General features: G+C 61.5%; 12 protein-coding genes. 3 read left to right on the top strand and 9 right to left on the bottom strand.

Annotated features, from left to right (window positions below; genetic code table 11):
- Positions 1–52: 52 nt before the first annotated feature.
- On the top strand, positions 53–1,447 hold the full coding sequence (locus tag DQ230_RS04530; RefSeq protein WP_113911307.1) for an aminotransferase: 1,395 nt from the start codon (positions 53–55) through the stop codon (positions 1,445–1,447).
- A gap of 72 nt (positions 1,448–1,519) precedes the next feature.
- Positions 1,520–3,076: an ABC transporter substrate-binding protein gene (locus DQ230_RS04535; RefSeq protein ID WP_113911308.1), complete on the top strand. Its 1,557-nt coding sequence runs from the start codon at positions 1,520–1,522 to the stop codon at positions 3,074–3,076.
- Between the two features lie 747 nt (positions 3,077–3,823).
- Here DQ230_RS04535 and ccoS read toward each other — a convergent pair.
- The 9 genes from ccoS to DQ230_RS04575 form a co-directional block, all read right to left on the bottom strand.
- Complete coding sequence (gene ccoS / locus DQ230_RS04540; protein ID WP_113911309.1) at positions 3,824–3,970, bottom strand: cbb3-type cytochrome oxidase assembly protein CcoS; 147 nt, start codon at positions 3,968–3,970, stop codon at positions 3,824–3,826.
- The gene (locus DQ230_RS04545) at positions 3,967–4,683 is read right to left on the bottom strand and encodes a DUF2189 domain-containing protein (RefSeq protein WP_238987422.1); all 717 of its coding nucleotides are present in this window, start codon (positions 4,681–4,683) and stop codon (positions 3,967–3,969) included. Before DQ230_RS04545 ends, ccoS begins: the two co-directional genes overlap by 4 nt.
- Positions 4,684–4,774: 91 nt before the next feature.
- Entirely contained in the window at positions 4,775–4,933 is a 159-nt protein-coding gene (locus DQ230_RS17030; protein WP_162497357.1) for a hypothetical protein, read from the bottom strand.
- Positions 4,930–5,850 carry a cytochrome-c oxidase, cbb3-type subunit III gene (gene ccoP, locus DQ230_RS04550; RefSeq protein WP_113911311.1) on the bottom strand — a complete coding sequence of 307 codons (921 nt, stop codon included), beginning with the start codon at positions 5,848–5,850 and terminating at the stop codon, positions 4,930–4,932. The genes DQ230_RS17030 and ccoP overlap by 4 nt, the downstream gene beginning before the upstream one ends.
- Positions 5,847–6,014 (bottom strand): cbb3-type cytochrome oxidase subunit 3, encoded by a 168-nt coding sequence (locus DQ230_RS04555; RefSeq protein WP_113911312.1) that lies wholly within the window; start codon positions 6,012–6,014, stop codon positions 5,847–5,849. Before DQ230_RS04555 ends, ccoP begins: the two co-directional genes overlap by 4 nt.
- Entirely contained in the window at positions 6,011–6,739 is a 729-nt protein-coding gene (gene ccoO, locus DQ230_RS04560) for a cytochrome-c oxidase, cbb3-type subunit II (RefSeq protein ID WP_113911313.1), read from the bottom strand. The genes DQ230_RS04555 and ccoO overlap by 4 nt, the downstream gene beginning before the upstream one ends.
- Before the next feature lie 3 nt (positions 6,740–6,742).
- Positions 6,743–8,380, bottom strand: coding sequence for a cytochrome-c oxidase, cbb3-type subunit I (gene ccoN, locus DQ230_RS04565; RefSeq protein WP_113911314.1), 1,638 nt, complete (start codon positions 8,378–8,380; stop codon positions 6,743–6,745).
- The gene (locus DQ230_RS04570; RefSeq protein WP_113911315.1) at positions 8,380–8,808 is read right to left on the bottom strand and encodes an Rrf2 family transcriptional regulator; all 429 of its coding nucleotides are present in this window, start codon (positions 8,806–8,808) and stop codon (positions 8,380–8,382) included. The genes ccoN and DQ230_RS04570 overlap by 1 nt, the downstream gene beginning before the upstream one ends.
- Positions 8,809–9,681: 873 nt before the next feature.
- Positions 9,682–10,017, bottom strand: a complete 336-nt coding sequence (locus DQ230_RS04575) for a carboxymuconolactone decarboxylase family protein (protein ID WP_113911316.1) — start codon at positions 10,015–10,017, stop codon at positions 9,682–9,684.
- A 274-nt stretch (positions 10,018–10,291) separates the two neighbouring features.
- Here DQ230_RS04575 and DQ230_RS04580 point away from each other — a divergent pair, with 274 nt between their 5' ends.
- On the top strand, positions 10,292–11,908 hold the full coding sequence (locus DQ230_RS04580; protein WP_113911317.1) for a GMC family oxidoreductase: 1,617 nt from the start codon (positions 10,292–10,294) through the stop codon (positions 11,906–11,908).
- Positions 11,909–11,941 lie beyond the last annotated feature (33 nt).

Here is an 11,941-nt window from a genome sequence, read left to right on the forward strand (position 1 = left end):
AATGAACGTCCGTTCATTTTGTGACAAATGTTACATCAAGGGAGATGAGACGATGACACTGCTCAATTCCAACTTTGACGCGCTGCGCGATTGGGACAATCAGCACTTCGTTCACCCTTGGGAGGGTATGAGCGATATCGGCGCGAATGAGCGAACCTTTACCGAAGGGGGCGAGGGGATCTACGTCACCACCGAAAAGGGCGAGCGTCTGATCGACGGCCCCGCCGGAATGTGGTGCGTCCAGGTCGGTTACGGCAATACCGAGATCGCCGACGCAATGGCCAAGCAGGCCAAGGAAATGGCGTATTTCTCGCCTTTCAACAACACCAACTCGACGCCTGCGAAGCTGGGCAGGGAAATTGCGCGGCGCACGCCCGGCGATCTGAATCGCGTCTTTTTCACGACCGGCGGCTCGACCGCGGTCGATACCGCGCTGCGCTTTGTCCAGTTCCGCAACAACGTGCTGGGGCGCCCCGAGAAGAAAATGGTCATCTCGCGCCAGAAGGCCTATCACGGCTCGACCTATCTGGCCGCGTCGGTGTCGGGCAAGGAGCGTGACAAGGGCTGGATGGATCAGGCCACGCATCTGACGCATTTCCTGCCCAACGTGAACCCGTATGTGCGCAGCGCCGGCCAGAGCGTCGATGACTTCCTTGAGGAGAAAATCGCCGATCTGGAAAACGCGATCCTCACACTGGGCGCGGACAAGGTCGCGGCCTTCATCGCCGAGCCGATCCTGTGCTCGGGCGGGGTGATCGTGCCGCCCAAGGGCTATCACAAGCGCTGCCTTGAGATCTGCCACAAGCATGACGTGCTGTATATCTCGGACGAGGTCGTGACCGGCTTTGGCCGCCTCGGGCATTGGTTCGCCTCCGAGGAGGTGTTCGACATCGTTCCCGATATCATCACCTGCGCCAAGGGCATGACTTCGGGCTATGCGCCGATGGGGGCCTGCATCATCTCCGACCGGCTGATCGACAGCGTGTCGGGCGCGCATTCGCAGGACGCCGTTTTCTCGAACGGGTTCACCTATTCGGGCCATCCGGTCAGCGCGGCCGCCGCGCTGAAGAACATGGAGATCATCGAGCGCGAGGGCATCCTTGAGCATGTGCGCAAGGTCGCACCGGTGTTCGAGGCACGCCTGAAATCGCTCGGCGATCTGCCGCTGGTCGATGACACGCGCGGGCAGGGCCTGGTCGGATGCGTCGAATGCGTCGCGGATGCGTCGGCGGACAATACGCTGGACGTGGAGAAATCCATCGGCGCGATGATCGACGCGCATTGCCAGGAAAACGGCCTCATCCTGCGCCCGATTATCGGCATGTGCGTATTCTCGCCGCCGCTGATCATCAGCGAAGACCAGATCCACCAGATGTTCGACATCCTTGAGGATGGCATTCGCAAGACAACCGACGATCTGACCCGTCAGGGCGTCGAAATCAAATAAGCGCCGCGCGCTGCCCGAGGCCGAAGCACCGGGCAGCGCACACAAGAGCGCAATCCAGGACGGAGGAAAAAAATGTCCCTTTTGACCGCCAGCAGACTCAACCGACGCGGATTTCTCAAGGCAACGGCGGCCACGGCCATCGCCACGTCATTCGCCGCAGGCGGCGCCATCGCCGCGCCCAAACGCGGCGGCCATCTGCGTATCGGCTTCGGCCACGGCCAGACGACCGACACGCTCGACCCCGCGACACTGGACAATGATTTCATCGTCGGGCTGTCCTTTGCGGTTCATGGCCGGCTGGTCGAGGTCGCGCCGGACGGCGATTTCGTACCCGAACTGGCCGAAAGCTGGGAGGCGTCGGCCGATGCGGCAACCTGGCGCTTCAAACTGCGCAAGGGCGTGACGTTCCACTCGGGCAAGCCTGTCACGGCAGGCGATGTCGTCGCATCGATCAGATATCACCGGGATGAAAACTCCACATCCGCCGCCGCCCCCCTGGTCAGCGAGATCGAGACCATCACCATCGAAGGCGATGACACGATCATTTTCGAGCTGGCGGGCGGAAATGCCGATTTCCCCTTTACCCTGACCGACTATCATCTGGTGATCCTGCCCCTTCGCGACGGCGCGCTTGACTGGCAGTCCGGGGATGGCTGCGGCAGTTACATTCTGAAGGATATCGAGTTTGGCGTTTCGGCCCTGCTTGAACGCAACCCCGATCACTGGCGCGATGATGTCGCCTGGTTCGACAGCATCGAGATGTTGGCGCTGGTGGACCAGAACGCGCGCACCTCTGCGCTGGTGTCGGGCGATATCGATGCCGCCGACCGGCTCGATCGCAAGACGCTGAACCTGCTTGCGCGCAGCCCGGCAATCGACATTTCCGAAGTGGCAGGCACGCAGCATTACACATTCGCGATGTCCACCAACCAGACCCCGTTTGACGACAACAACGTTCGGCTGGCGCTGAAACATGCCGTCGACCGGCAGGAACTGGTGGACAAGATCCTGTTCGGCTATGGCTCGGTCGGCAATGACATTCCGGTTGGCCCGAACCAGAAATACTACAACACCGAGTTGGAGCAGCGGGTCTATGATCCGGACAAGGCGCGCTGGCATCTGAGGCAGGCGGGCCTGGACAGTCTGACGGTCAGCCTCCACGCCGCCGATGCCGCCTTCACCGGGGCCGTGGACGCCGCGCAGCTGTTCCAGAACACGGCCAGCAAGGCGGGCATCACCATCAAGCCGGTGCGCGAGCCCAATGACGGCTACTGGTCCAGCGTCTGGATGAAGAAACCGTTCTCGGCCGTCTACTGGGACGGGCGCCCCGTGATGGACAAGATGTTTGCCAGCGCCTACACCTGCGGCGCCTCGTGGAACGACACCTTCTGGTGCCACGAGCGGTTCGAGAAGCTGCTGGTCGAGGCACGCGGCGAACTGGACGAGGCCAAGCGCCGCGAGATGTATTTCGAGCTCCAGGAAATCGTCCACGATCAGGGCGGCGCGATTATTCCGATGTTCGCCAGCTATGTATTCGGCACCTCCAAAAAGGTGGGCAAACCCGACGTCATGGGATCGAACCTGGGTCTCGACGGCTCCCGCTGGGCCGAGCGCTGGTGGTTCGTGTAGGCGGCAGCCTTGCGATCACATCCCGCGCGTCCGAAACGTCCCCGGCGATCGCTCACCTGTGGGGCCGCGTGGCCAGGATAGGTGGTGAATTGTGCCATCACCTTTTCTGGGCCGCTCCAACGGCATGAGCCGCGGCCAATGACACGGCAAATGTCAAAAATATCCGGCTGAATGTGGTCATCGCCATTTTTTCCTATCTCGGCGTGGCGTCGCTTCTGACTTTTGGGACGCTTGGGATCAGGGCGACCTGTGCCGTCCCCTCACCGGGGGGAGGCGCAGTTAATTGAAAGCTGCGGAGCGTGCCGATGACCTTAGCAGGTGGCGCTGTTTCGCAAGAGTGTCGCGTTCAACAAGACGACACTCAGGAGATCACAAATATCCACACGATCTTGACCCAGCATCTTGAAAGAGAGTGAACGGCGCGCTGGCGATCCTGTCGTTCCGCGTCTGGCCAATGTGTTTGATACCACGGTTTGACGGTGCGATCCGTTCCCGGTGATCACTGCAAGAACGCACGCTTCCACGAGAGCCTGCGGAACGTTGCACCCGCCGGCGCCTATTTCGGGCTGGAAAAGCCATTCCACAAAAAAGGGAAAAGATCGGACGAAAGCCGCTCGAAACGCGCCGCGCGCAAGACAGCGAGCGCACGGCGTCATCAACCGAACCAGACGCGCCAGACTCTCTCCGAAATTAAGCGGTTATTGGCCTCGCAATCCCTGACGACGGGCAGCTAACGACGTGCCGAAGTTATTCTTGAGGGTGTTCAGGAATCAATACCCGCTCTGCATTGCCTTGTGGATCGTCAAACTGATCATGACGCAGCGCCCAGGCAAAGGCGGCGAGCCCGATCAGACCCATGCCGATCGATAGCGGGATGAGGACGAGCAAACTCATGTGTCGAACCGGCGTATCGCCGTGTAGGCATGCCATGTGCCGTGGCCGAGAACCGGAAACACCAATGCCAGCCCAAGCAGGCCGGTCAATACGCTAAGGGTCAGTCCGATTGCGACAATCGCGCCCCATGCGAGCGCCGGGGCCAGGTTCTGGGTCGTCATGGCAAAGCTGAGGCCAAGCGCCGTCAGCGCATCGCGCCGTTCCGCCAGTATCATGGGGATCGAAAACAGGCTGAGCGCAAATCCGAAAGCAGCAAACAGGCCGCCTATGGCGGTGCCGGTCAGGATCAACGTCCAGCCGCGCGGCGTGGTCAGCACGTTGACAAAGGCATCTTCGGCCCCCGGAAACGGCGTCAGGCCAAAAAACAGCGCGTAAAGCAGATCCGCGACCCGGATCCAGAACAGCACCAGCATCCCCAGCATGAGCCCGGCAAAGGCCAGTTGCCCCAGCGGAACGCCCCGCACCAGCAGCATCCGGCCGAGGCCGATCCTCTCACCCTCTTCGCGCGCACGGCTTTTCTCATAAAGGCCGATTGCAAAGAACGGTCCCACGATCAGAAACCCCGATATCATCGGAAGTGTGAGATAGAGCAGGCCCGCCCAATAGAGCGCCCCAAGGATAGCGTAGGACAGCAGGGCGATGAAAATTCCGTAGGCAAGGCTGGGCAGCGGGTTGGCGCGAAAATCGGCCCAGCCAGATGAAAGCCAGTCCATCGCCGCGCGCGCAGGCAAGGATCGCGCAAGCGCCGGTGCCGGCCTGTCAGGAGCGCGAAGCGTTGGGAGAGGTTCGAGCATATCAGACCTTTCAGCAGGCAGGCTTGGCCGCGGCGGCCTGCGCGGACAAGGTGCAATCGGGCTGCGAATTGATGGCGACCGTAATCAGATGCGCATTTGCGGCGACGAAGACGCCCGCGGCCAACAACGCGCCGGTGATGGCCAGTCTGCGCTGGGTGAAAACGGTCATTGCTGGCCCTCCACATCGTCCTGGGTCAGGTTCGCGACATAGAGAGCGAGAAGGTTTATCTCGGCTTCGGTCAGGCGATCTGACCATGCCGGCATCACGCCCTGCCGCCCGCGGCGCAGCGTCTCCAGCACGCTGGCGCGATCCTGACCGTAAATGACCGCCCGGTCCGTCAGCGCAGGCGCGCCGTTTTCCATTCCGCCGATGCCGCCCTCGGCGTGGCACGCGCTGCAATTTTCGGCAAACAGCACGCCGCCCTCGCTGTCTGCATCCGCATTGCCCTGCGGCAGCGCCGTGACGTAGTCGGCCAGCGCGCCCAGCTCGCCGCGCTCCATCCAGTCAAAGGCGGGCATCTGGCCAAACCGTGTGTCGGCGCCGGTGGCATTGATCCCGACATGCAGAGTTTCGGCAATCGTTTCGGGATCGCCGCCCCACAGCCAATAGTCATCGTTCAGCACCGGAAAGCCTGGGCCGCCACCGCCATCGGCGCCATGGCAGGCGGCGCAGTTGTCCTGAAACAGACGGTCCGCCGCCGCCATTGCGGGCAACATCAACATGTCATCTGCCTGCAACGCGGGGAAATTCGCTGCCTCGAACTTCGCCATCCAGTCGCTGCGATCCGCCGTGAGGGCGCGGTAGCCTTCAACCGCCATTTCCGTCTGATCAAGGCCCAGCAGGCCGCGCGTGAAATCCTTGCCATAAGGCCAGGCCGGCAGCAGAATCCAGGCGATCACGGAATACGCGAACGTCAGGATCATTGCCCAGAGCGCCACTTTGGGAAAGGGCGTGTTAAGCTCGCGGATGCCGTTCCAGTCATGTCCGGTGGTGTCGTATCCGGTAACGGGGTCGACCTCGCGATGGCCGGTATGCGCGTCGATCTCGTGGTCAGGGTCGGGATTCAGGCGGGGATCGTCGCTCATCGCGGATCCTCCCCGGACTGGTCGGGCAGGATCGAGCGGGCGATCCTTTCCTGCTCGGCGCGGCGCTTGGGGTTGTAGGCGCGGATCGCGACGATGATGAAAAACCCCATCATCCAGATCGGTCCCAGCGTCTTGGCCAGATAAACGAGGGTGTCGTGGCTCATTGCGCGCCCTCCGCAAACAGCTCGTATGGCGCATTGGTCAGGGTTCCGAGCGATTGCAGATAGGCCACAACCGCATCCATTTCCGTCAGCCGCGCCGGATCGCCGTCAAACGCGCGCACGGCGACATCCGCGCCATAGCGTTCGCGCACGGCGTCGCCCGCCTCCGTCTCGGGCTGGCTTTGTCCCATGGCATCGGTGATGGCCGCCTCAATCATTTCGGCGTCATAGGGCACACCCAGTCTGGCCAGTGTCGCCAGTTGATCGCTCAGGATTTCGGTGTCCAGCGGCCGGGCCAGCCAGGGATAGGCCGGCATGATCGACGCAGGCACCACGCTGCGCGGGTCGATCAGGTGCTGACTGTGCCAGTCGTCGGAATACTTCTCGCCCAGGCGCGCCAGATCGGGGCCGGTGCGTTTGGAGCCCCAGAGCATGGGGTGATCATAGGCGCTCTCGGCGGCCAGCGAATAGGGGCCGTAGCGGTCCAGTTCGTCGGCAAGGCTGCGTACCATCTGGCTGTGGCAGGCATAGCAGCCCTCGCGAATATAGATCTCGCGCCCGGCCAGTTCCAGAGGGGTATGGGGGCGCATGTCGTCGGGAATCTCGACCGTCTCGTCAATGGTGAAGAGTGGCGCGATCTCGACGATACCGCCGATGGAGGCGGCAACGATTATGCCCACCACCAGACCCATCGACAGCTTTTCCAGATTGTAATGAAGTCTGAGCATATCCTACTCCGCCGGTGTCGGTCTGAGGGGTACGTCGCGCGGTTCGGTCATGTAGGGTGCGCTGCGGAAGGTCGCATAGCAATTCAGCGCACAGACAATCGCGCCGGTCAGGAACATGCCCCCACCGATGGTGCGGATCAGGTAATAGGGTGCCATTGCCTGCACGGATTCGACAAAGCTGTAGGACAGCGCGCCGTTCAGGTCATAGGCGCGCCACATCAGCCCTTGGGTGATGCCCGCGTTCCACATCGAGACCACGTAGACCAGCGTTCCGCCGACGGCGAGCCAGAAGTGCCACTCGATCGCGCGCGGCCATGCCATCGTCTCGCGCCCCGACAGCTGCGGCACCATGGTGTAGATCGCGCCGAAGATGATCATCGCCACCCAGCCCAGCGTGCCGGAATGGACATGGCCAACCGTCCAGTCGGTATAATGGCTCAGCGAGTTGACGGGCCGGATCGCCAGGAACGATCCCTCGAATGTGGACAGCCCGTAGAACACGGCGGCGACAAACATGAACCGCAGGGTCGCGTCATCGCGCACCTTGTGCCACGCGCCATTCAGCGTCGCGATGGCGTTTCCCGCCGACGCCCAGCTGGGCACCAGAAGCATTACCGAAAAGGTCATGCCAAGCGTCTGAACCCAATAGGGCAGGGCGGTATAATGCAGATGGTGCGAGCCGACCCAGATGTAGAAGAACACGATCCCCCAGAAGCTGATGATTGACAGGCGATAAGACCAGATCGGGCGCCCCGAGCGCACCGGCAGATAATAGTACAGCATCCCCAGAAAGCCCGACGTCAGGAAGAACGCGACGGCGTTATGCCCATACCACCACTGGATCATCGCATCCTGCACGCCCGCCCAGATGGTAAAGCTGTCAGCGCCGTTCCAGCGCACCGGGATTGCCAGATTGTTGACGATATGCAGCATGGCGACCACCAGAATGAAGGCCATGTAATACCAGTTCGCCACGTAGATATGCGGCTCGTGCCGACGTGCCAGTGTGCGGATGTAGACGGTGAAATAGACCACCCAGACGATCACCAGCCAGATATCGGCATACCATTCCGCCTCGGCGTATTCCTTGGACTGGGTGCTGCCCATCAGATAGCCGCTGACCGCCCAGAGGCAAAACAGGTTGAACCCGATCAGCACGAACCATGGACTGATCGCATCGGCCAGCCGGGTCCGGGCGGTGCGTTGCAGCACATAAAACGACGTTGCGATCAGCGCATTGCCACCAAAGCCAAAGATGATGCCGGTGGTATGGACGGGCCGCAGGCGCCCGAAACTGGTCCAGGGCAGGGCAGGCGTGCCTTCGGGCCAATAGAGTAGCGCAGAGACCCACACGCCGATGCCCATCGCAAAGATTGCCCAGACCAGTGTCATCATTACGCCAAAGCGTGTCGGGCCGTCGAAATAGCGGTCATGCCGTTCTACGCCCGGCGCGCTGTCATAGAGCCCGCCACCAACGCGGAAGACCAAAAACAGACCCAATATCAATGCCATCGCGCCATGCACTGCCATTACGCCCTTGCCGGCGAAGGCTGCCATTCCAAACCCCAGAACCGCCAGCGCGACAGACAGGCCAAAGGCGATCTGGCGCTCATTCCGGCTGAGTGTTCCGGCAGGTGTCATCACGCGGCTCCTTCAAGGTCGGCCATGGGGGCAAGCGCCACCTCGGACAGGCTGGTGCGGTCCAGATCGGCCAGAAACGCCGCCTCGGCCGAACGCAGCCGTGACTTGAGCTTGCAGCGGCCACTGATCGAGCATGCGCCGCCATCTGCGGCAAAGCATTCCACCAGCGCCTGACCCTTTTCTAAAACCCGCACGATCTGGCCCAGACTGATCTCATCCGCGCCGCGTGCCAGCATCGCGCCCCCACCGCCACCGCGGCGCGTCACGACAATTCCGGCCCCGGACAGGCGCTGCACGATCTTGGCCAGGTGATGGCGCGAAAGGCCGAATTCATAGGCAAGCTCGGAAGTGGAAAACCCACGTTCGGGCGCGCTGGCCATCCGCATCAGCATCCGAAGACCATAGTCTGTGAACGAAGTAAGGCGCATTTCGACCCTTAAACCTGAATAAGTATTTGAGTTACCATTTAGCATGTCCACCCGTAAATACCAACCGAAACTTTGCCGACCGCCAGCCATGCGGCATGCGCTGGGGTGTTGATCCTTGGGTCGAGTTGACCCGTTTTTCATTTGGCGCTGATCCGCCTGAAACACGATAATCTCATGGAAAGTCGGCGGAATTCAGCAATCCAAAGATCTGGATGACTGGCTGCATCACTGCAACTGCGGGCGCCGACATCGGGGCAAAATGTGTAGCGGCAGAGCGTCCATCGAAACTGTCCTCGACGGGAAAGACGTGATCACGGCGCTTGTCGCACTGCGCGATCGGGCCGATAGCTTTATTCAATTTATATTAAATACAGGCCCGCCGGGATGTTCCGTCTGCTCAGATCTGGTCGGGAATGGGTCGCGCCCGCGCGTTCCACCTTGGCCCGCGCATGTCGCGTGAATTGTGGCAGGAGCAGGTTATCCGGATACCGGCATCTTCAAGCGTGAGGGTGGCTGCCTGCTTTTGGAGCTTGCAGATTTCCGGCGCTAGGAACTTCAGAAAGACCGGACACAGCAGGAGTGGTTGGATATTTCTCCACTCGGTGCCCAAAGACCGCTTGAAATGCGCTGATCGTGCAAACCTTGACCTGCATGACATGCAAGGGGAAGGGCGCGCCGTGCTGCATGCGACGGTTTGCAGAATCAAACCGTCGCATGCAGCACGATTCCTCGCATGTGTTCGCCTGCGATCGACCGGCGGCACCGCTGGACATGCCCGAAGCCTCCCTACGGTCGAACCTGTGGAGAGGCCACATATCCAGCGTGATATGGTGTGGCGGCTGGTTGCCAGGAGCGAGCCGTTTCTCTTTCGGCTCAGGCCGTCAGCTCGTCGTAGCATTCCATCGCCTTGGCCGCGTACATCATGGCCGGGCCACCGCCCATCTGGATGGACATTGCCAGAACGTCGCCGATTTCCTCGCGCGTGGCGCCCGCTTTGACCAGCGCTTCCACGTGCAGGCTGATGCACGGCTCGCAGCGGATGGCGACAGAAATGCCAAGCGCCACGAACTCCTTGGCTTTGAAATCCAGCGTGCCGCCTTCCTTGACGGTCTTGCCCATCGCGTTGAAGGCGCGCATCGTGTCGGGGATCACGCCATTCAGGTTGCGAAGCCCATTGCGCGTTTCGTCCAGCTTAGTTTTCCAGGCCATAATGTTTCTCATGCTAAGGTCAGTTGCCGCTGCTTACCTTGGCCGCCTGCGGCGCGCTTTGATCCGCATCAATGATCGACGCATCTGGTGTGACCGGCATTGATGCCCGGCTGCGCATTGCCGGAGGCGGTCAGGGCAGCGGCGGCGCTGTTAATGCCTGTTTGCTCTTGTCGCCAAACGTGACAGACACGGGCAACCCGACAATCACCGGTCGTAGAAGACATTCACTTGGGGGATACCGCGTTGCAGCGGGCCGGATCCAGAAGAGGCAAGAATGGCAGATCACGCGCAGCTCGATGGCGAGTATGACTATATCATAGTGGGGGCCGGTACGGCTGGATGCGTGCTTGCCAATCGTTTGTCGGAGAACCCCAAGACGCGCGTGCTGCTGCTGGAGGCGGGCAAATCGGACAATTACCACTGGGTGCGCATCCCGGTCGGGTATCTGTACTGCATCGGCAATCCGCGTACGGACTGGATGATGAAAACCGCGTCCGAGCCGGGGCTGAACGGGCGCAGCCTTGTGTATCCACGGGGCAAGGTGCTGGGCGGCTGTTCGTCGGTCAACGGCATGATCTACATGCGCGGGCAGGCGGCCGATTACGACCACTGGCGGCAGTTGGGCAATACCGGCTGGGGCTGGGATGACGTGCTGCCGTATTTTCTGAAATCCGAGGATCATCATGGCGGCGACAGTGACATGCACCGCGCGGGCGGCGCGTGGAAGGTGACCAGGCAGCGGCTGCACTGGGACATCCTGAAGGCTGTGCAGGCGGGCGCGCAGGAATTCGGCATCATGCCGCGCGCCGATTTCAATGACGGCGATAACGAGGGGTCCGGATTTTTCGAGGTCAATCAGAACAAGGGCCGCCGCTGGAGCACGGCGAACGGATTTTTGCACCCGGCAATGAAGCGGCCCAATCTGCGGGTGATCACCCAGGCGCATACCGATCATCTGATCCTGGATGGCCGCACCGTTCGCGGCGTGCGGTTCCGGCGCAAGGGGCAGTCCTTTGACGCAGTGGCCAAGGCCGAGGTTGTGCTGGCGGCGGGTGCCATCAATTCGCCCAAGATCCTTGAGCTGTCGGGCATTGGCCGACCCGAGGTGCTGCAGGCGCAGGGCATTGAGACGCAGCACGAAAGCGCGGGTGTCGGCGAGAATTTGCAAGATCACCTGCAAATTCGGACGGTCTTCAAGGTTCAGAACGCCAAGACCTTGAACACGATGACGAACAGTCTGCTTGGCAAGGCCAAAATCGCGTTGCAATACGCCGCAACGCAATCGGGGCCGATGTCGATGGCGCCCAGTCAATTCGGCATGTTCACCAAATCTGACCCATCGCTGGACACGCCCGATCTGGAATATCATGTGCAGCCCCTGTCCACTGACAGGCTGGGCGATCCGTTGCATGCGTTTCCGGCGATCACGGTGTCGGTCTGCAACCTGCGGCCCGAAAGCGTGGGCTCGTGCCATATTGCGGCGCCCGGCAGCGACGTTCAGCCAGACATAGCGCTGAATTACCTGTCGGCAGACAAGGACCGGCGCGTCGCGGTCGAATCGGTCAAGCAGGCCCGCAGGATCATGACCGCCAACGCCCTCAAGCCCTACCAGCCGGAAGAAATTTTGCCCGGTCCCGCCTGCCGCGAGGATGCCGATATCGTGCGCGCCATCGGCGATATTGCGACGACCATTTTCCATCCGGTCGGCACCTGCAAGATGGGGACCGACGACCGCGCCGTTGTCGGCGCGGACCTGCGGGTGCATGGTCTCGATGGGCTGCGCATTGTCGATGCCTCGATCATGCCGAAAATTGTATCGGGCAACACCGCCTCGCCGGTCGTGATGATCGCAGAGAAGGCCGCTGACATGATTGCGCAGGGCCGCGGATGAGCGGCGGCGGCCCGTCGCAACCCGTCGCCTGAC

Origin of the sequence: Roseovarius dicentrarchi (genome assembly GCF_003316635.1) — a bacterium.
Taxonomy (GTDB): Bacteria; Pseudomonadota; Alphaproteobacteria; order Rhodobacterales; family Rhodobacteraceae; genus Roseovarius; species Roseovarius dicentrarchi.